This is a genomic window from Chitinophagales bacterium, assembly GCA_040877935.1.
GTDB lineage: Bacteria > Bacteroidota > Bacteroidia > Chitinophagales > CAIOSU01 > JBBDNB01.
On the sequence record JBBDNB010000048.1, the window covers coordinates 85,943 to 107,087 of the forward strand.

Consider the following 21,145-nt stretch of genomic DNA (forward strand, 5'->3'; position numbering starts at 1 on the left):
AAATGAAATTAGACGAGAATATATTCAAGAAAGGCACTTTTGTATTATTTGCATTATTTCTGATTTTATACCCGGCAATTAGTTTTGATTATGGTGTGACTGGTGATGAATATGTACATTCTGCACAAGCCAAACGGGTTATGAAGTATTACACTTCAGGGTTTCAGGACAAAACCAGTGCAACAACAGGCATTATTACAAAAGATGGGAATAATTATTTGTATGGACAAAGTATAGACAATATATGTGAATTGCTTTATCGTGCCTTGCCATTTACGGATTTGTTTAATCTACGACATGTGGTAAGTGCACTCTTTGGTGTAATTGGTATGTTTTTTACTGCATTGGTCGTTCGAAGTGCGGGTGCGGGATGGACTGGAGCTTTTTTAGTAATGCTGTTATTTGGTTTGGCTCTTCCACGATATACAGGTCACATGATAAACAACCTTAAAGATGCGCCTTTTGCAGTTGCATATATCATCAATATTTATGCAATGATTCGCTTTTTTAGGGAAATGCCTATTCCATCGAAAAAATCATTGGTTTTATTGACCCTGAGCCTAGCACTTCCGCTAAGCATCAGAGCTGGGGGGTTGCTTTCTTTTGCTTACCTGGGGCTTTTTGCTGCTGTGGATTTATTAATGAAAACTGGAGTAAAAAAAATAGGAAGTCAAATTTTCATTAACAATATCAAAACATACTCAAAATATATTATTCCAATTTTGATTGCAGGATACTTTTTAGGTTTGGTCTTTTGGCCTTATGGTATTGAAGCTCCATTTTCTGCACCGTTTAAATCCTTAAGTGAGTTTTCTAATTTCAGCACATCCATTGGCCAGATATTTGAAGGCGAAATGATTCCTAGTTCACAACTTCCTTGGTATTATTTGCTCAAATATATTGGGATTACAACTCCTTTAGTCACGCTTTTAGGGCTGATTATTTTTTTACCTATGGCATGGCTAAATAAAGAAAAATGGAATCACTTTGTATTATTCATCCTGCTGTTTACTCTAATTTTCCCCATAGCGTACATCATTTACAAAGAAGCAAATGTATATGGTGGTTTGCGACATGTTTTGTTTGTATTGCCTTCTTTATTAGCACTTTCTGCATTAGGTTGGTATGGCTTATTTACAAGTTTTAAAGCAAAAGCAATAAAAGGGGTTGCACTAGCGGCATTTGTAGTATTGTCGTTTTTGCCACTTAAGTACCTTATTGCCCACCATCCATATGGAGTAGTTTATTTTAATGAGTTTGTTGGGGGAACGGAAGGTGCCTACGGAAAATACGAAATGGATTATTACGGTACAAGTCTGAAGAATTGCCTGAGATGGTTAGAGGAAAATGAAAACATTTTCAACCGTACCGAACCACTTTTAATGCGCACCAATGCCGAAAGAAACCTCAGGTATATTCGCGGCTTTGAAGGACAACCCAGAAAACTTCCGGACAGAGATATCGTCCAGTTGCAATACAGTCGCTATAATCAGCGAAGTGAAGACCCCTGGGATATTGCTATTTGGCAGAACATCTATATCCCTCCTTCTCAATTGACCAATGGCACTTATCCTAATGAAGAAATACTTTACACAGCCGGTGTTGGTAAAGCAGTGTTTGCTGCTGTAGTCAGAAGGCCATCCAATGAAGATTACAAAGGTTTTCAGGCATTGAATGCGGGCAATAATCAGCAAGCTATTAAACATTTCAGAAACTATATAGAAGTACACAAGGGTAATGAAACTGTTTATCAGGCTATGGCACGTGTTTATTTTGATACAGGTGAATTTAAGAATGCTGCACGTGCAGCCGGGAATGCGTTGAAATTAGACCGGTCTTTGATTCAGGCATATAATATTGCCGGACTTTCTTACCTCAATCTCAAAGATTACAACAATGCTATCAATGCTTTTAACGGCATGGTTAAGAGTAGGCCTAACCCAACTGCCTATTATTATTTGGCAATCTGCTATGCAAATTTAAATGACAGAAATACAGCACTTGCTTATATAAACAATGCCCTACAGATGAATCCGAATTTTAAAGAGGCACAGCAACTAAAACAACAATTAACCGGAGGAAGATAACATGAAAGAGGATGCTTTTAAAAGCTTAAGGGAAAAACTTGAATTGCAGGAATGGCCGGGACAATATATGTACAAATTCATCTTTAAGGGTGACAATCGAAAGATAGCACTGATAGAAAAGGAATTTGACGATGCTGCCCAAATTGATATAAAAACATCTTCTAAGGGGAAATATGTAAGTATTACCGTTAAAGAAAATGCAAACTCTGCCGGTGAAATTATTCAAAAATATATGGAAATATCAAAAATAGAGGGAGTAATGATGCTTTAACATTTTGTAGAATAATCTAAAGCTATATTTACTTAAATTTGCCCGCATATTAAACAATCATACTGCATGGATTTATACAAGAAACTGAATACAATTGTTGGGTGGCTGGTCTTTCTGGTTGCACTCATTACCTATACATTGACACTGGAACCCACTACAAGTTTTTGGGATTGTGGAGAGTTTATAGCTGGCGCATATAAATTACAGGTAGTTCACCCGCCAGGTGCTCCGTTTTTTCTTCTGTTGGGCAGGATATTTACACTTTTTGCGCCCGATCCTTCCTGGGTGGCCTATACCATAAACTTCATGTCGGGGCTTTCCACAGCTTTTGCCATTCTTTTCCTGTTTTGGGTAACCACTCATTTTGCTCAAAAGCTGGTGTTTAAGGGTGAAGAACCCAATAAAAATCAAGTATTCTCTGTAATTGCTGCCGGTTTGGTTGCAGGTCTTTCCTGTACTTTTCTCGATACGGTATGGTTTTCTGCAGTCGAAGGCGAAGTTTATGCCCTTTCTTTATTTTTCATCATGCTGGTTTTTTGGCTGATGGTAAAATGGGATCAGGCCAAAGATGAGAAAACACGTGACCGCTGGCTGGTTTTTATTGCCTTAATGCTGGGTATATCTGTTGGAGTACACCTTTTGAGTTTGCTTGCAATGCCAGCTATGGGGATTTTATATTATTACCGCAGATTTAAAACCCGTACCTGGATAGGTGTGCTACTTGCTTTCACAGGTGGTTTTCTGGTGCAAATGTTTATATATGTAGGTGTTGTGCTCAGCTTAACAACCATTTTAGCTAAGGCGGATCTGTTTTTTGTCAATACGCTTGGGTTTGGATTTGGCAGCGGGGCAATATTTGTGCTGCTTGCAATTGTCGCACTTTTCGTTGCAGCTTTGATGTACACCACTCGCAAGAAAATGGTATTGGTCAATACAGCTTTATTATCCTTGATGGTATTGATGATTGGCTATTCAACCTATGCCATTGTAATGATCAGGGCACATGCAGATACGCCTATTAACATGAATGAGCCTTCAAATTTATTTCGACTCAATTCCTACCTGAACAGGGAACAATATGGAGATCGTCCTTTGCTGTATGGACCACATCACAATGCTTATCCAACTGATATTGAGAAAAAAGGGAACAAATACCATCAGGGTGAAGAAAAATACATAGTTATTGGAGAGCGTGTTGATTATAAGTTTGCAGAAAAAGATAAAATGTTTTTTCCCCGCCTGGGATCCTGGCAGGATGAACGCCACGCAAGAGCATATAATGCTATGCTGGGACTTGAAAAAGGAGAGGATCCTTCTTTCAGGGATAATATTAGCTTTTTCGTGAATTATCAATTAGGCTTTATGTACCTGCGTTATTTTATGTGGAATTTCACAGGAAGACAGGATGATATCCAAGGCCGCTATGACAATAACAATGGTAAATGGATTTCTGGAATACCTTTTATTGATCAGTACAGAATTGGCCCCTTAGATAATTTAACTGATTATCAAAAAGAAAATAAAGGCCGAAATTTATATTATTTCCTTCCGCTTTTATTAGGACTTTTGGGTTTATACTATCAATATAAACGGGATCCCTGGGATGCAGCTATTTTAATGGGTTTATTTTTATTTACCGGTATTTTGCAGGCAGTTTTTCTTAATTCACCGCCTTTTGAACCCAGGGAAAGGGATTATACACTTGTAGGTTCATTCGTGGCTTTTTCTATTTGGATTGGTTTTGGAGTGCTTGCACTGTATGAATTTTTAAAAGAAAAAATTCCTGCTAAAACAGCTCTTGCCGGTTCGCTGGCCATTTGTTTGATAATCCCTGTTCTACTGGCTGCTGAAAACTGGGACGATCACGATCGGTCAAGGCGTACCACTGCTCTCGATTTTGCTATTGATTACCTGGAATCCTGTAAACCCAATGCAATTTTGTTTACGCAAGGAGACAACGATACCTACCCGCTTTGGTATGCGCAGGAGGTAGAGGGAATCCGAACAGATATCCGAGTAGTGAATTTGAGTCTGCTTGGCGTAGATTGGTATATTGATCACTTGCATAAAAAGATGAATGATGCCGAAGCTGTGAAATTGATTCACACAACAGAAAAATATTTGGGTAGCAACAGGGATGTCACGCGTTATTATGATGCTAAAAAACTACCGGCAGACCGTTATTATGAATTAAAAGATATTGTTGGGTTTATTGCAAGTGATGATAGCCGCACTAAAGTAACCATACAGAGTGGAGAGCAAGTCAATTACCTTCCTGCCAAAAAACTCAAGATATCTGTAGATTCTGTAGAAGCGGTGAAGCAGAAAATGGTGCCCCCCGAGTTCTATAATAAAATTGAAACTGAGCTAACGTGGAATTTGAATAAAAACAATGTGCTGAAAAATGATTTGATCACTTTGGACATTATCGCTTCTAATTTCATGGAACGCCCCATTTATTTTGCGGTATCAGTCAGCCCGAGTGCATACTTAGGCTTACAGAAATTTTTCCAGTTAGAAGGTCTGGCTTATCAAATTGTGCCCGTAAGCGAAAAGAGCAGCGATGGGCAAAGTGGTTATGTTGCTACTGAAATCATGTATGATAATGTGATGGATAAATTTAAACTGGGTGGAATCGAACGCAAAATTCAGAAATCTTATACTGTAGAGGGTGGAGAGGATATTGATGCTGTAGCATACAAATTTGGTAAAACAGTGCCTGAACTTAAAGCAGATATTGTTGCTGAATCAGTGAGTCCGGGTCAAACAATCAACTTTACTTATCCCGATCAGGATATCTATCTCAATGAAAATATATTGAGAATGACCATGAACCTGCGCAGCAATTATGCCCGTCTGGCTGCTGCTTTGTTAGATAAAGGAGATAAAGAAAGAGCATTAGCAGTGCTCGACCGTTGTATGGAAGTTATGCCAGAAGCTAACGTGCCTTACAATATATTTATGATCAAGTTTCCTGAACTCTATTACCAGGCTGGTGATGCAGAAAAAGCACGTCTTTTGATCAAGCAATTGTCAGAAGTTTACGAGCAGGAGTTAAAGCATGCTTCAGATGTTGTTGGAACCTATGACCCCAAGGCCAAGCGAAATATGCAACAAGCCATTGCTGTTTTCCAGGAGCTTATTCGTATTACGAGATCCAATGGAGACAAAGACCTGGAAGCTGAATTGAATGAAAAATTCAGTAGCCTACAGGAATATTTTGCAAAAGCACAATAATTTGGCCTTAAAGAAAAAACACCTTGTTTTTGGTCGGCATCCTGTGTTAGAAGCATTGCAGGAGGGGCAGTCTTTTGAAAAAATTTTTCTGTCCTCAGGAGCCAAAGGAGCTGAAGCAAGCAAGGTTGAGAAAATAGGCAGGGAACAGGATATTCCGGTTCAAAGAGTGCCAGTTCAAAAACTAAACAAACTTTGTACTGCTAATCACCAAGGCATGCTTGGTATTCTCAGCCAGATTAAATATTACCAAATCCAGGACATCCTTGACCAGGCCTACAGTGAAGGAAGAGACCCGCTCTTTATTGTGCTGGATCATGTGAGTGATGTTGGGAATTTTGGAGCTATTGCCCGTACAGCAAAATGCTGCGGTGTTGATGCCATTGTGACCCCATTAAAAGGCGGTGCATTAATTACAGGAGACGCTATAAAAGCATCTGCCGGAGCACTGAATACACTTCCTGTTTGTCGTGCCAGGTTTTTAGATGAAGCCATTGCTCTATTAAAACTCAATGGCCTGCAAATAATAGCTGCTGATATCAAAGGGAACAAAAACCTACACGAACTTGATATGAAAATTCCACTTGCAATAGTTCTGGGTTCTGAAGACAAAGGACTTTCCCGAAAAGTAGAAGAAGCTGCCGATTATTTATTTAAAATTCCCATGCAAAGCGATTTTGATTCGCTGAATGTATCGGTTTCTGCCGGGATGATCCTATATGAGCTTATGCGTCAACGCCTCCTTGCCTGAGCAACTCTGGTTTTTTGATATTCAGTTGTTTACTGAGTTCCTCTAACATATTAATAGTAGTAGCAGAAATATCCCATTTCCAATGCCAGTTCCAGTCGGTTTTAGCATAAGTATCGTCAATACTGGCCGGCCAGTTCCGCGCTATCTCCCTTCGGTAATCCGGTTCATATGAAATTTCAAATTCGGGAATGTATTTTTGAATTTCCTGAGTAAGATCTTCCGGGGTGAATGACATACTTGAAATATTGTAGCTGGAATGTACGCTCAGCCTGTCAACAGGAGCATTCATCAGGTCTAAAGTGCCTTTAATGGCATCTTCCATGTGCATATAGGGCAAGCAACTATCAGCTTCCAGAAAGCAGGTATATCGTTTGTTTTTTAAGGCTTCGTGAAAAATTTCTACTGCCCAGTCTGTGGTGCCACCACCCGGTGCTCCTTTATAACTGATTAAACCAGGATAGCGCAAGCTTCTTATATCTAAACCTTTCTTGTGATAATAATAATGACACCAACGCTCACCGGCCAATTTAGAAATGCCGTAAATAGTATGTGGATCTGTTACCGTGTATTGGCTCGATTGGCTAATAGGTGTTCTTTTTCCAAATACAGCAATAGAACTGGGCCAAAACATTTTTTTTATGTTTAAATCTGTTGCTACTTCCAGAACATTCAGCAATCCGTTCATATTGATTTCCCAGGCCAGTCTGGGATTTTTTTCGCCCACTGCAGAAAGTATAGCTGCCAGATGATATATCTGGGTAATATCGTGGCGCTTGATCACTTCAGCCAGTTTTTCGGCATCCATAATGTCTATTTGTTCAACCGGGCCTGCCTCAAAATTTTCTCCTGTCAGTGCTTTAATATCAGAAGCAACAACATTGTCATCTCCCATTTTTTTTCTTAGAGACAAACACAATTCAGTTCCAATTTGGCCTCCTGCTCCCAAGATCAGTATTTTGTCTTTCTTTGGCATAATTCTATTTTTCAGCTGCAAAATTAAGGATAATCAAGAGCCCAACCTAAAATTTTGAGTTTTAGCATTGTTATAAAAACACTTACAGAATCATTGAAAAACAAGCTTTTTATAGTATGTGATTTTACCTAAAAATAAATAATGTTTTTTGAGAATAAATCTTGAATATTCGTTACATTTGCAAGCAATTATCATAAATCTTAATCTAACCAGCCATGAAATTTGTAAACCTTTCTTTGTTAAGTGTTTTCACAATTCTTTTAGTACTCCCATCTTGTACAAAATGGAAAGAAAACCGCTCTAACACACCTGCTGTTGATCATACGATTGCCCAATCAACAGTACATGATTTGTTTAGACAGGCCTATTACAATGCGAAAATTGCAGAAGGAAAAACCCAGGATATTGATGAGTGCAGTAATTTCAGTAGAGATGGTGAAAATTATCCCGTTACTGTTACTTTGGATTTTGGAGAAGAAAATTGCGAGGGTCGATACAATATTAATAGAAGAGGAAGTGTGGTGATGATCATTGACAAGGCTTTCAGCGAAAGTGGGGCAAAAATCACTGTCAACCCACAAAATTTTTATGTGAACGATTATAAAGTTGAAGGCAATTTGGAAGTGAGTTATTCAGGCAGAAATGCTGAAGAAAATCCAACATATAAGCTTACTGCCTCTGAACTGCTTTTTACTGTTGACGAGTCAACTTCATTTACCTGGTCACTCAACCGCACTTATGAATTGATCGATGGAAAAGCAGATATGAATTTCGTATGGGATGATGTATTTGCAGTTCGAGGATCGGCAAATGGTTCTGATAGAGAGGCTGCTGTTTATACTGCCGAAATTGATGAGTTCCTGACCTATGCGCTCAATTGTCGCTGGCCTTCAGCTGGAAAAGAAAATCTGAATACAGAAGATCGCGATGAAAGAGAGATTAATTATGGGGATAGCGAAAGCTGCAGCAATAAAGCAGAAATCAAGCGTAAGAAAAAAAGTAAGTCGCTTGACATGCGATAATCCACTATGTCTGTGTTTCTAATATGCCCTGGCAAACAATACCCTTTCTTTTGAGGGCTTTCCGCTAAGTATGCATTTACCTTCTTCCTGTGGGTTGTCCAATGGAATACAGCGAATAGTGGCTTTGGTCTCCGTTTTAATCTTGTCTTCTGTCTCAGCAGTACCATCCCAGTGTGCTGATACAAAACCACCTTTTGTGTCTAATATTTGCTTCAACTCCTCATAAGAGTTTGCTTCGCGAATATTTTGATCCCTGAAAGCTTGTGCCTTTTCAAAAATTGCTTTTTGCATGGTACCAAGCAGTTCTTTAACATGAGCAGCTAATCCCTTAATCGGAACTGAAGTTTTTGCTTTTGTATCCCTGCGTGCCAGTTCCACTACTTCATTTTCATAATCTCTCGGGCCAATTACTATGCGCAAAGGAATGCCCTTGAGTTCATTTTCAGCAAATTTAAATCCGGGACGTTTGGTGTCATCGTCATCCAGCGTTACGCGAATTGGGGCATTTTCATAAATTGTACTTTCCAGTTCCTTTTTAAGCCCAAGGCTTTGTTCAAGAATCTTTTCATTCATTTCTGGCAGATTCTTGTTGAACATTGGAATAATAACCACATGGACAGGTGCTATTCTTGGCGGGATAATTAGTCCTTCATCATCTGAATGTGCCATTAGAAGTGCGCCAATCAGCCTGGTAGAAACGCCCCAGGAAGTTGCCCATACATATTCTTCACCACCCTCTTTGGCTGCGAATTTCACGTCAAAGGCCTTGGCAAAATTTTGTCCGAGAAAATGAGAAGTCCCGGCTTGTAATGCTTTTCCATCTTGCATCAGAGCTTCAATACACAAAGTGTCTAATGCTCCGGCAAATCTTTCATTGGCACTTTTACGTCCTTTGATTACAGGAATGGCCATATATTCTTCAACAAATTGCGCGTAGATATTCAGCATTTGAAGGGTTTCTTCTTCAGCTTCTTGTTGTGTAGTGTGGGCTGTATGTCCTTCCTGCCAGAGAAATTCTGCTGTTCTGAGAAACAATCGTGTACGCATTTCCCAACGCACAACATTTGCCCATTGATTGATTTTCAATGGAAGGTCTCTGTATGATTTTATCCAGTCTCGATAAGTATTCCAAATAATGGTTTCTGAGGTAGGTCTAACAATCAGTTCTTCTTCTAATTTTGCATCAGGATCTACAATTATTCCATTTCCATCAGGATCATTTTTTAATCGATAATGGGTTACTACCGCACATTCTTTTGCGAAACCTTCAACATGGGCTGCCTCTTTGCTCAAAAAACTTTTTGGAATAAACAAAGGAAAATAAGCATTTTGATGGCCGGTGTCTTTAAACATTTTGTCTAAAACACTTTGCATATTTTCCCAAATGGCATATCCATAGGGCTTTATAACCATGCATCCTCTCACAGAAGAATGTTCTGCCAGGCCTCCTTTTATAACAAGATCATTATACCACTGACTGTAATCTTCTGCTCTACTACTGATTCCTTTTGCCATTATATTCTTAAATTGGTACGCTATTTGATTTGAAGTGAGCGAACAAAATTAGCAAATTATTGATTGCTTCATTAAACGAAATCAAAATCATTTAGTCCAAGTATCAAGATAAAAAAATAAAGCCATGAAAACTATATTCAATATCCTTCTGCTTTCATTATTGTGCATTTTCACTCAGGCACAAAATGATGACATTTATTATGTGCCCGGTTCAGATAATACTGGCACTCAATCTGATCAAAATTCAGGTTATGAAGACAATTCAGAGCAAGATTATTATCAAAATGAGTATAACGATAATAATAATAAACGCAATAATGATCCTTACCGATACAATGGCACTGATGGGTATGATACTGAATCATACAGAGATCAAAGTGGCAATACCTACAATACTAATAACTATTATGGCAATACCGCTGATTATTATTATACAGCGAGAATGAGACGTTTTTATGATCCATATATGGGCTTTGGTTATTACAGCAGCCCTTATGTTGATATGTATTATTACGATTATAATCCCTACTATTCCGGCATGAGTATTTACGGATATTACAACCCTCATTGGTCTAATTCATGGTGGGCCACACCTGGATGGAACTCATATTGGTACAGGCCCGGATGGTCTTTTTCTGTGGGCTATAGCAATACCTGGGGCTGGAACAATTGGTATTTCGCAAATTCGTGGAATAGACCCTGTTATTATCCTGCATACGGATATGGCGGAGGGTTTGGCTATAACTACGGTTATTACAACGGCTATTTAAACGGCTACAATCACGGTTATTACAATGGCTATCATGATGGCTACTACGGAAGTGGTAATTATGGAAATCCTGCCTACAACAGTTCATCAGGTGGAGGCAGAGGAACCTATCACGGCCCGCGTTATTACAATGAACGCAACCAAACACTTGCATTGTCTGATTCACCGCGCTCTTATTCTGATGGAGGAAAAACTTCAGGAGATAGTGGCGGAGGTAAAGTCGGATCAGGAAAAACCGGAGGAAGAGTTGTTTCTAACCCTGCTATTGAAAAAGCTTCTGCCAGAACAGCCGAAATTAAAAATACACCCCGTGTAAATACGGACAATGTTAGATCAGGTACGAGTCAGCCTGCTTCCAGAGCTTCAGGTTCTGAATCGCGAAAAATTGACAATTACAGCAATACTACTAAGCCAGTAAAAGAGTACAAGCCTTCTGATGCGGGGCGAAATACTTCTACACCTGTAAACCGTTCAGGAACTGAAAGAAGCGTAAATCAACCTGCTGAAAGAGATGTAGCGCGATCTGCACCTTCATCAGGAAGAACTGTTGAGCCGGCCAGAACTCAACCTTCACGTTCAAATACAGCTCCTGCAGAAAGGAGCGCTGTACCATCAAGAGCACCCAATACTACTGCTCCAAACCGTTCTTATACAGCACCGGATAGAACTGCACCGGCTCCTTCAAGAACAGCTCCTTCAGATACAAGAGAAGCTACTCCAAGCCGGACGCAGCCTCAGCGTCAGTATTCTCCACCTTCCAGAAGAGAAAATACTTCTCCCGGTTCACCGTCAAGAGTGAGCCCTGAGAGAGCCTCTCCAAGATCATATGAGCAAGGTGGTAGCAGGAATACAGCTCCTGCTCCTTCGCAACGCTCTTATACTCCACCTAAAAGTGATTATGCTGCTCCGTCAAGAAGTACACCTTCTCGTACGGCTCCTTCTACAAGTCCAAGTCGTTCAAGTGCTCCAAGCAGAACAGCGCCATCGCGAAGTACTCCAAGCCGTTCTTCCTCTCCAAGTAGAAATTACTCTGCGCCTTCGCGCTCTTCATCACCTTCTATGTCGAGTCCTTCAAGGGGAGGCGGCTCAAGAAGTGTTTCACCATCTGGAGGAAGCAGGTCAAGCTCTCCACGATAGATACATAATGTAAATAAACAATATAGGCATGATTGATTTTTCAAAGAAATTAGGCTTGTTTTTGGGCTTTTTATTTGTAAGTGTGTGGACTTTAGCCCAATCACCTTATGAAGCGTTGCGCTATTCTGAAACAACTTTTCTCGGTTCTTCCAGAGGCAGAGCGCTATCCGGTGCATTCGGTGCGCTTGGGGCAGATTTTACAGCAATTGGAGTCAATCCCGGAGGCGTTGGGATGTTTCGTAAGAGCGAGTTTGTTGCTACATTAGGACTTCAGGCAAGAAGTAATTTTTCAGGTTATGCCAATAGCGAAACCGATGACCTGCGCGTCCGTGCCAACATCCCCAATATCGGTTTTATATACACCAAACTATTTGTGGATGACAGCGGAAGAAAAACAAAAGGCAAATGGACCTCCTTTAATTTTGCTGTGGGAATCAATCGTACTGCAGATTTTAATGAGCACCGCTTTTGGGAATCTAAAAATGCCAGACGCTCTTTACTTCCTGCACTTGCAAATGAGCTCAATGGATTAGGGCCCAATCAAATTTCAATGGGAACTGCATCAGCAGAGGCCGTGATGGGCTGGAATTCTTATCTGCTGAATCCATTGCCTAATGATACTTTGTCTTATTCTTCTGTTACAGACAATCGAGAAATAACACAAAGAATCAACTCTGAAATCCAGGGTGGCATCAATGATATTTCCATTACGCTTGGGGCGAATTACAATGATAGATTGTACTTTGGAGTTTATCTGGGCATTCCGGTTCTGCGCTACACAGAAAACATAACCCACAGGGAGTTGGATGAAGAAAATGCCTATACCGGCTTTGACAATTTTCGAATGGAACAGGAGCTCTCTACAATGGGTATTGGCTTTAATACAAGAATTGGCTTGCTTTACCGGGTCAATAATTATTTCAGGGTAGGTGCTTCTATTCATTCACCAACTTTTTATGGCCTTCAGGATGAGTTTTCAGGAAGTATCAGCAGTGATTTAGATACCACAACCCATCGCTACGAGACTGCAGAAGGGAGTTTTGATTACAGTCTTTCCACACCCTGGCGTTTTAATGCAAGTACAGCTGTACTGTTTGGAAAATATGGTTTCTTCTCGCTTGATTATGAATATGTTGATTATAGAAAAGCGCGCTATTTTCTCGACAGTGATTATTCTACATTTGAAAATGTGTTGAATGAAAGTGTAGATAATATCGCACAAAATGCTTCTAATATTCGGGCAGGAGTAGAGTTTGCAATTGGCCTGTTCAGGATTAGAGGAGGATATGCTATTTATGGGTCTTCACTGAGTGGTGAATCCTTTCTTGGAAGAAACTCAGGGCAAATGGCCTCAGGGGGTGTCGGATTTCGCTTAGAAAAGGTTTATCTGGATTTTGCTTATAACAGGTTGATCTACAAAGAGCGCCTGAATGTACTTTTCAATGGCATTCAATCAACCGACAAGGTAGTGCGCAATATGGTAACGGCTACTGTGGGTTATAGGTTTTAACCTATCGGTCTTTCAGAAAATAAAAAACCCCGGTTGTCCGGGGTTTAATTTTTTGGGGTTATCGTTTATTTAATGGAGGAAATTCGCGTTGATTGTGGCCGGTATATATTTGTCTTGGCCTACCAATCGGTTGTTTTTCATCAATCATTTCTTTCCATTGAGCAACCCATCCCGGTAAACGGCCAAGTGCAAACAGTACCGTAAACATTTGTACTGGGAAGCCAATAGCCCTGTATATAATACCTGAATAGAAATCTACATTTGGGAAGAGTTTTCTATCAACAAAATAATCATCTTTCAATGCAGTTTTTTCCAGTTTTTTAGCAATATCAAGGATTGGATCATTAATGCCGAGTTTGTCCAGTACTTTGTCACAGGCATCTTTAATCAGGAGTGCGCGCGGGTCAAAGTTTTTATAAACACGGTGTCCAAAGCCCATTAAACGGAAAGGATCGTTTTTGTCTTTGGCTTTATTGATCCATTTTTCTACACTTCCGCCATCTTTCTTGATATTCTCCAGCATCTCAATCACTTTCTGATTGGCACCTCCGTGAAGCGGTCCCCAAAGTGCTGCAATGCCTGCCGAAATTGAAGCGTAAAGATTGGCCTGAGAAGACCCTACAATTCTCACTGTGGATGTAGAACAGTTTTGCTCGTGATCGGCATGAAGGATCAATAATTTATTCATAGCATCTACAACCACAGGATCTACTTCGTATGATTCGGTAACATGACCGAAAGTCATATACAAATAGTTCGAAACATAGTCGAGATCATTTCTTGGGTACATGATCGGATGCCCTGCAGATTTTTTATAAATCATAGAGCAAAGCGTTGGCATTTTAGCCAACAGACGGATCATGGTCAGTTCCTTTTCCTCATTGGATCGGTTTGGATCCAGTGAGTTGGGGTAGAAAGAGGAAAGCGAAGATACCATTGCGATCAATTGCCCCATTGGGTGTGATGCTGTAGGATAAGCATCAAAAATATGTTTGGTGTCTTCATGAACGAGGGTGTGTCTTGTGATTTTTTCTTCAAAAGCACTGAGTTGTTTTGCATTGGGCAACTCACCATTGAATAACAAGTAACATACCTCTATAAAAGAAGAATTATTGGTCAGATCTTCGATAGAATAACCCCGATATCTAAGGATTCCTTCTTCACCATTTAAAAAAGTGATTTCGCTGGTAGTCGCACCGGTATTTTTATAACCTGTATCGAGGGTTACATAACCGGTTTCAGCTCTAAGGCTCTTTATATCAAAGGCTTTTTCGTTTTCAGTTCCGGTAAATACCGGAAATTCGTAAGTCTTATCTTCGAGGGTTAATTTCGCTTTTTCTGACATTTTGGTTTATAGAATTTTTATTTGAGATTGCAGCAAATGTACGGAATCGGGGTTGAATTTTAAAAAAAATGATTGTCCGAAACATTTGGGATTCGGGCTTAAGGCTATTTCTTAATATTGTTTAACAGTTTTTCATTGATCTCATATTACTTGGAAAAGTATAAATATTAAGCTGTGTGTTGTTCTATTCTTTTTCATCCGTATCCAGTGCTTTTCTAAGCAAATCTTCCGGCAATTGCTTTTTGCTTCTAGCGCCCAATTGTTTGATTTTCTCAGCCCGGCTTATCAAGTTGCCCCGTCCTTCACTCAGCTTGTTCATGGCATTGCTAAATGATCGGTTGCTTTGGTCTAATCTGCTTCCCAGATCCGTCATATCATCGACAAAGCCTTTGAATTTATCGTAAAGATTCCCGGCATTTTCAGCAATTTCTATCACGTTTTGGCTTTGGTATTCGTTTTTCCAGATATTGGCAATGGTTTTCATGGTCGCCAGAAGGGTAGAAGGAGTTACAATAACAATATTGTTTGCAAAGGCCTCATTAAACAAGTCTTGTTTGTTTTCTATAGCCAGCGAAAAAGCAGACTCTATGGGCACGAAAAGCAAAATAAAATCCAGTGATCCAATTTTATAAAGATCCTGGTATTGCTTTCTGTCAAGGCTTTTGAAATGACTGCGCAATGATTGTATATGTCCGTTCAGGTAAAATGCTTTCTCTTTTTCATCTTCAGTATTAATATATTGCTCATAGGCAGTGAGCGATACCTTCGAGTCAATAATTACTTTTTTCTGGTCGGGCAAATGCACGATAACATCGGGTTGAAAACGCTTGTTTTCATCTGTGGTAAAACTCGTTTGGGTGTCGTATTCCCGGCCTTTTTGCAAGCCAGACATTTCAAGAATGCGTTCCAAAACCATTTCGCCCCAATTGCCCTGGGTTTTTGAATCGCCTTTGAGCGCTTTGGTCAAATTGTGTGCTTCGTCCTGCAATTGTTTGTTGAGGTCGCGCAGGCTCTTCAATTCATGTGAGAGTTCGGAGCGTTCCTTTGATCCCCTGATGTATGTTTCATTGATGGTTTTCTTAAAATCTTCAATACGCTCTTTCAATGGATCAAAAACATCCTTTAATTTTTCCTTATTGAGCTCAGTGAATTTGGTCGATTTTTCATCAAGAATGCGGTTGGCGATCAGTTCAAATTCTTTGTGAAACCTTTCCTGTAGATTTTCAATATCTGCTTTTTGCTCCACCAATTTTTCAAGTAGATTTTCATTTCGGGTTTCTAATTCAGCAACTTTAGACTCAGATTTGCGATAGGCGTATTGCTCTTCCTCTCTTTTTACTTGCAAATTATCCAGTTGCTCTTTAAGCAAGAGGCTCCTTTCTTTCAATTTTTCCGCTTCCAGTGTAATATTTTGTTTTTCTGCTTCTGATTGTTCAAATTCATCAAATGAAATTTGCTTATTGTTTTTGTGTTTGAAATACATAAATAGTACCCCAAATATAAATCCAATAAACAATCCGCCTATGCTGCTTATTATATCCACGAATAAATTGTTCTAAGTAAACAACCTCGGGGCAAGCCCACGAGGCATTTGTTTGAAAAAAATACTTTTGATTACGAGGCAAGCCTCGGAGCATTTAAATCTCGATTATCGAGTAAAAATTTTAAAACTAAATCTGTGAAAACTAGCGTATTTTCGCCCTTGTTTTCAAGCTATGAATAATAAAGATACAAAGACCAAAAGACTCTCTTTCGAGAATACTGCCATTGCTTTTGCCGATAAGAGTGATTTGGAGTTAAAAGAGGCTTATTGGATGTATAAACTGATCAACAATGGAACCCTGGTGGAATTGGGCAGTTTTTTTACAAATATGGCATTGAAATTCCGTTTTCCGGTAAAACCTGTAGTCAAGGCAACTGTTTTCAAACTTTTTGTGGGAGGTGAAAGCCTGGAAGAAGCACGTCCGAAAATCGAGCGCCTGGCCGGTTATGGCATAAATACCATTTTGGATTATGGAGTAGAAGCCAAATCTTCTGAATACGATTACAACAAGACCTTGCAGGAAAAATTGAATGCCATTGCTTTTGCCGGAAATCAAAAATCAGTAAAAGTGCTCTCTTGCAAAATTACCGGACTCGGGCGTTTCAGGCTGTTTGAGAAAGTACATGCCGGAGAGCGGATAAGTTTGACAGAAGAGCGCGAAATGGAAAGAGTGGTAGATCGCGTAGAGCAATTGTGTGAAGCTGCAAAAAGGCAGAATATTGCGCTGTTTTTTGACGCAGAAGAAAGCTGGATTCAGAGACCGCTGGACATTATCATTCGCGAGATGATGGAACAATTCAACCAAGAAAAAGTGATAGTTTACAATACCTACCAGATGTACCTGAAAAATCGCTCAGAGGATATGAAGCAACACTACAAAGATGCTTTGGAAAGCGGTTTTAAGTTTGGTGTAAAACTGGTGCGCGGGGCCTATATGGAAAAAGAAAGAGATCGTGCCCATAAAATGAATTATCCTTCTCCGATTTATGACAACAAGCCCGCTGTTGATGAGGCGTATAACAAAGCACTGCGCTATTGTTTGGACGATGTGAAAAATATCGCACTGTGTGCAGCTACCCATAATGAGGAAAGCTGTATGTATCTGGCAGATGAAATTGAAAAAAGTAAAATCTCAAACGATCATCCGCACCTGATGTTTGCCCAGCTTTTGGGAATGGGCGAAAACCTCACCTTTAATTTAGCCGATTATGGTTTTCATACAGCTAAACTGGTGCCATTTGGCCCGGTCAAAGATGTGATTCCTTACCTGATAAGGCGCGCTCGTGAAAACAGTTCAGCAGAAGGGCAAATGAGCAGGGAATTATCACTTTTGAAAAATGAGATTGAGCGCAGACGTATTTTCTCTGTATAACTTTCAGGCTTGTTTCCATAAGGCCTAAAGCCCCGATAGTTTCAGCCAGTTTTCCAATATTTTCAATCCGTATTCACTCAGTATGGATTCTGGATGGAACTGAATCCCGTAAATATTTTTATCCCGATGTTTTATGGCCATAATGGTGCCATCTTCGGTTTTTGCTAATATCTGTAAGGGGCTGTTTTGCTGCAATTGGATAGCCAGGGAGTGATAACGCATTACTTTAAAGTTATTTGGCAAACTTTTAAACAAAGGCTCATTTTTTTGTGCAACATACATTTCATTTGCCTTTCCGTGTACCGGGGTTTGCATTTCATAGAGCGTGTCTCCAAAATACTGCCCTATCGCCTGATGTCCGAGGCATACGCCTAAAATCGGTATTTTTCCACTGGCCTTTTCAATCAATATTTTACAGAGTGGGGCTTTAGCAGGCTTTTCTGGACCGGGCGATAAGACAATGCTTTTTACTTTTTGAAAATCGATTTTCTGCCATTCCAGGGAATCACTTCTCAGTACTTTGTAATCAATACCAAGTTGTCTGAAGTAATCGTACAAGTTGTAAGTAAATGAATCGTAATTGTCTAAAAGCAGATGCATTGCAGAACACTTATTTTTTAAGGTATTCACTCAATTGCTCAAATAAGCCATTGAACCAGGGCAGTATTTCAGATAGAAAACTGTAGGTAATAGGTGCAATGGGCATGATAAAATTGAAAGTATTGGATTCCGTTTTTTGTGCTTCGCTGATGAGCGCCATTTGATCGGCAAACCACAAAAATGTGCTGAATACCAGCGTGAGCACCAGGCACCAAAGCAAGGCTCCCAGCAATTGATTGATAAAATTGAGGTATAGCGTTTTAAGAACACTTTCAACAGCCCAGGCCACTGTTCTCACCAATAATATTACTACAATAAAAAGCAGTAGAAATACGCCAATGGAAATATAAACCGATTCCAAATTAAAGGTATCCTGAATCAATACAATGAGTTGGCCGCTGTATTTCAGTGCTGCAGCCAGACCCAAAAAAAGCGCTAAAATGCTAAAAATGGAATGCACCAATCCCCTTCTGAAACCCAGAAAAAAGCCAAAAGCCAAAAAGGCCAGATATACAATGTCAACGACCATTGATTAGCCCAAGAGCGATTTCACGATATCCGCAATCATTTTACCATCTGCTTTTCCGGCAAATTTCTGATTGGCAATGCCCATCACCTTACCCATGTCTTTCATGGAAGAAGCACCGGTATCGGCTACGATCTTTTCGAGTTCTGCTTTCACCTCTGCCTCGCTCATTTGCTCGGGCATAAATTTTTCTATCACAGCAATTTCAGCCGCTTCTTTGTCCGCCAGATCATCGCGATTTTGTTCCTTGAAAGTCGCCATAGCATCTTTTCTTTGCTTTAGCTCTTTTTGCAAAATCTTGAGCTCAGCAGCTTCATCCAGTTCCGTGCCTACTTTTTCGGTTTTTGCCAGCATAATGGCAGATTTAACGGCACGCAAAGCGCGCAAACTGTCTTGGTCTTTTTCCTTCATGGCCGTTTTCATGGCCGTCATTATATTTTGTTCTAAACTCATGGCTGTAATTTTTATTCGAAGTTAATGAAAAAAGAACGCTGATGACACAGATATAGCGGGTTTACCGCTGAAACATCAGCGAATATCATGATGATCAGCGGCATCAGCGTTCCATTCCCTCCATTCCCCAAAATAAACTATTTTCGCAATGCTATGAAGATAATCGGGATTTCGGCTTTTTACCACGATTCGGCTGCTGTTTTGCTCAGCGATGGCGCAATTGTAGCGGCAGCACAGGAAGAGCGATTTACCCGCAAAAAACACGATGAGGGTTTTCCTGCCAATGCCCTGAAATTTTGCCTAAAAAAAGGCAATTGCCAACTCGAAGACATCGACTATATCGTTTTTTACGACAAGCCTTTTTTGAAATTTGAGCGATTGCTGGAAACCTATTATGCCTTTGCCCCAAAAGGTTTGCGTTCCTTTTTAAGTGCCATGCCCATTTGGATGAAGGAAAAACTTTTCCTCAAGCGATTGCTCAAGGAAGAACTCAATAAGCTGGGAAAATTCGATGCCAAAAAGCAAAAGATTCTATACAGCGAGCATCATTTGGCACACGCTGCCTCTACCTTTTTTGTGTCTCCTTTTGAGGAGTCTGCCATACTCACCATTGATGGTGTGGGCGAATGGGCAACGGCAAGTCTAGCCATGGGAAAAGGCAATGACATTCAAATTTTGAAAGAACTGCACTTCCCGCATTCGCTGGGTTTGCTCTATTCTGCCTTCACTTATTTTTTGGGCTTTAGGGTCAATTCCGGGGAATACAAACTGATGGGACTGGCGCCCTACGGCAATCCAGAGGATCCACAGACAAAGGAGTTTGTCGATTTGATCAAAAGCAAATTGATAGACCTGAAGGCGGATGGTTCCGTGTGGCTGGATCAATCGTATTTTGATTATGCCACCGGGCTGCGCATGGCGAATGATAAAAAATGGGAACAGCTTTTTGGCTTTGCGCGCAGAAGTGAAAAAGAGGCATTGCAGCAAAAGCATTGCAACCTGGCCATGGCTATACAGCAGGTAACAGAGGAAGTGGTGTTGAAAATGGCTGAGTATTTAAAAGAACTTACGGGCCAACAAAATATTTGCTTGTCAGGTGGTGTGGCACTCAATTGTGTGGCCAATGGAAAATTGGAAGAAGCTGGGATTTTTGAAAACATCTACATACAACCTGCTGCCGGAGATGCTGGAGGGGCTTTGGGCGCAGCGATTTCCACGCATTTTATGTATTTGCAAAATGAAAGAACTGCGCCAAAAAATGGTATTGATAGCATTTTGTACAGCTACCTCGGCCCTGAATTTTCCAATGCTGAAATTCAAAGCACTTTAGATGGTTTTAAAGCGGATTATCAATTATTGGAAACCCATCAGATTTCTAAAGAAACCGCCAAACTACTGGCAGATGGAAAAGTAGTAGGTTGGTTTCAGGGGGGTATGGAGTGGGGGCCACGGGCATTGGGCAACCGTAGTATTTTAGGCGATCCAGGTCGCAGCGATATGCAGAAAAAACTGAACCTTAAAATAAAATACCGCGAAGGTTTTCGTCCTTTTGCACCTATCGTAATTGAGGAAGATGCCCATCAGTTTTTTGAAATGAAAGGTCCTTCGCCTTATATGCTCATGGTAAAACCCGTTCAGCAATCTATTCGCAAACCGCTGCCCAGTGATTTTTATGATATGGAATTGATGGAAAGATTGAAAATCGAACGCTCTACTTTACCCGCCATTACCCATTTGGATTTTAGCGCACGCATTCAAACCGTTTCCAAAGATTCCAATGAGAGGCTCTATGATTTGCTTCAAAATTTCAAGCAGGAAAAAGGCTATGGGGTTTTGGTTAATACCAGTTTTAATGTGCGTGGCGAACCCATTGTCTGCACGCCCGAAGATGCCTACCATTGCTTTATGAATACCGAAATGGATGCCCTTGCGATTGGAGATTTTCTACTGCTAAAAGAAAAACAGCCGAATTGGGAAAAGAAAAGTGCTGAAGAGTTGTTTGGGTTAGATTGATTTTAATTTACTCAAAATGCACTT

16 protein-coding genes are annotated in these 21,145 nt (G+C 40.2%); 9 read left to right on the plus strand and 7 right to left on the minus strand.

What is annotated here, in order from left to right:
* The first annotated feature begins 2 nt into the window (after positions 1-2).
* The 4 genes from WD048_13455 to rlmB all read left to right on the plus strand — a co-directional run bounded on the left by WD048_13455 (position 3) and on the right by rlmB (position 6,343).
* Entirely contained in the window at positions 3-2,087 is a 2,085-nt protein-coding gene (locus tag WD048_13455; protein ID MEX0813219.1) for a tetratricopeptide repeat protein, read from the plus strand.
* A 1-nt stretch (position 2,088) separates the two neighbouring features.
* Positions 2,089-2,358: a DUF493 domain-containing protein gene (locus tag WD048_13460; protein MEX0813220.1), complete on the plus strand. Its 270-nt coding sequence runs from the start codon at positions 2,089-2,091 to the stop codon at positions 2,356-2,358.
* A 66-nt stretch (positions 2,359-2,424) separates the two neighbouring features.
* Positions 2,425-5,595, plus strand: a complete 3,171-nt coding sequence (locus tag WD048_13465; GenBank protein MEX0813221.1) for a DUF2723 domain-containing protein — start codon at positions 2,425-2,427, stop codon at positions 5,593-5,595.
* On the plus strand, positions 5,549-6,343 hold the full coding sequence (gene rlmB / locus WD048_13470; protein MEX0813222.1) for a 23S rRNA (guanosine(2251)-2'-O)-methyltransferase RlmB: 795 nt from the start codon (positions 5,549-5,551) through the stop codon (positions 6,341-6,343). Before WD048_13465 ends, rlmB begins: the two co-directional genes overlap by 47 nt.
* Here the strand turns inward: rlmB and WD048_13475 are convergent.
* Entirely contained in the window at positions 6,318-7,316 is a 999-nt protein-coding gene (locus WD048_13475) for an NAD-dependent epimerase/dehydratase family protein (GenBank protein ID MEX0813223.1), read from the minus strand. The genes rlmB and WD048_13475 overlap by 26 nt on opposite strands.
* A 215-nt stretch (positions 7,317-7,531) precedes the next feature.
* Here WD048_13475 and WD048_13480 point away from each other — a divergent pair, with 215 nt between their 5' ends.
* Positions 7,532-8,338, plus strand: coding sequence for a hypothetical protein (locus tag WD048_13480; GenBank protein MEX0813224.1), 807 nt, complete (start codon positions 7,532-7,534; stop codon positions 8,336-8,338).
* Between the two features lie 18 nt (positions 8,339-8,356).
* On the opposite strand, the gene proS is transcribed toward WD048_13480, so the two are convergent.
* Positions 8,357-9,853 carry a proline--tRNA ligase gene (proS, locus tag WD048_13485; GenBank protein ID MEX0813225.1) on the minus strand — a complete coding sequence of 499 codons (1,497 nt, stop codon included), beginning with the start codon at positions 9,851-9,853 and terminating at the stop codon, positions 8,357-8,359.
* 124 nt (positions 9,854-9,977) lie between these two features.
* Between proS and WD048_13490 the strand changes: the two genes are divergently transcribed.
* Positions 9,978-11,759: a hypothetical protein gene (locus WD048_13490; protein MEX0813226.1), complete on the plus strand. Its 1,782-nt coding sequence runs from the start codon at positions 9,978-9,980 to the stop codon at positions 11,757-11,759.
* Between the two features lie 28 nt (positions 11,760-11,787).
* Positions 11,788-13,269 carry a hypothetical protein gene (locus WD048_13495; GenBank protein ID MEX0813227.1) on the plus strand — a complete coding sequence of 494 codons (1,482 nt, stop codon included), beginning with the start codon at positions 11,788-11,790 and terminating at the stop codon, positions 13,267-13,269.
* Between the two features lie 58 nt (positions 13,270-13,327).
* Here WD048_13495 and WD048_13500 read toward each other — a convergent pair whose 3' ends face one another.
* Together WD048_13500 and rmuC are read right to left on the minus strand one after the other, a co-directional pair.
* Entirely contained in the window at positions 13,328-14,614 is a 1,287-nt protein-coding gene (locus WD048_13500; GenBank protein ID MEX0813228.1) for a citrate synthase, read from the minus strand.
* A 184-nt stretch (positions 14,615-14,798) separates the two neighbouring features.
* The gene (gene rmuC, locus WD048_13505; GenBank protein MEX0813229.1) at positions 14,799-16,157 is read right to left on the minus strand and encodes a DNA recombination protein RmuC; all 1,359 of its coding nucleotides are present in this window, start codon (positions 16,155-16,157) and stop codon (positions 14,799-14,801) included.
* A gap of 172 nt (positions 16,158-16,329) precedes the next feature.
* Between rmuC and WD048_13510 the strand changes: the two genes are divergently transcribed.
* Entirely contained in the window at positions 16,330-17,529 is a 1,200-nt protein-coding gene (locus WD048_13510; GenBank protein MEX0813230.1) for a proline dehydrogenase family protein, read from the plus strand.
* 24 nt (positions 17,530-17,553) lie between these two features.
* On the opposite strand, the gene WD048_13515 is transcribed toward WD048_13510, so the two are convergent.
* Genes WD048_13515 through WD048_13525 form a run of 3 tightly spaced genes read right to left on the minus strand, consistent with a single transcriptional unit; the run spans position 17,554 to position 19,108 of the window.
* Positions 17,554-18,129, minus strand: coding sequence for an aminodeoxychorismate/anthranilate synthase component II (locus tag WD048_13515; GenBank protein MEX0813231.1), 576 nt, complete (start codon positions 18,127-18,129; stop codon positions 17,554-17,556).
* A gap of 10 nt (positions 18,130-18,139) precedes the next feature.
* Positions 18,140-18,658 carry a CvpA family protein gene (locus tag WD048_13520; protein ID MEX0813232.1) on the minus strand — a complete coding sequence of 173 codons (519 nt, stop codon included), beginning with the start codon at positions 18,656-18,658 and terminating at the stop codon, positions 18,140-18,142.
* Between the two features lie 3 nt (positions 18,659-18,661).
* Positions 18,662-19,108, minus strand: a complete 447-nt coding sequence (locus WD048_13525) for a GatB/YqeY domain-containing protein (GenBank protein ID MEX0813233.1) — start codon at positions 19,106-19,108, stop codon at positions 18,662-18,664.
* Positions 19,109-19,261: 153 nt separating this feature from the next.
* Here WD048_13525 and WD048_13530 point away from each other — a divergent pair, with 153 nt between their 5' ends.
* The gene (locus WD048_13530; GenBank protein MEX0813234.1) at positions 19,262-21,121 is read left to right on the plus strand and encodes a carbamoyltransferase; all 1,860 of its coding nucleotides are present in this window, start codon (positions 19,262-19,264) and stop codon (positions 21,119-21,121) included.
* Positions 21,122-21,145: the final 24 nt, after the last annotated feature.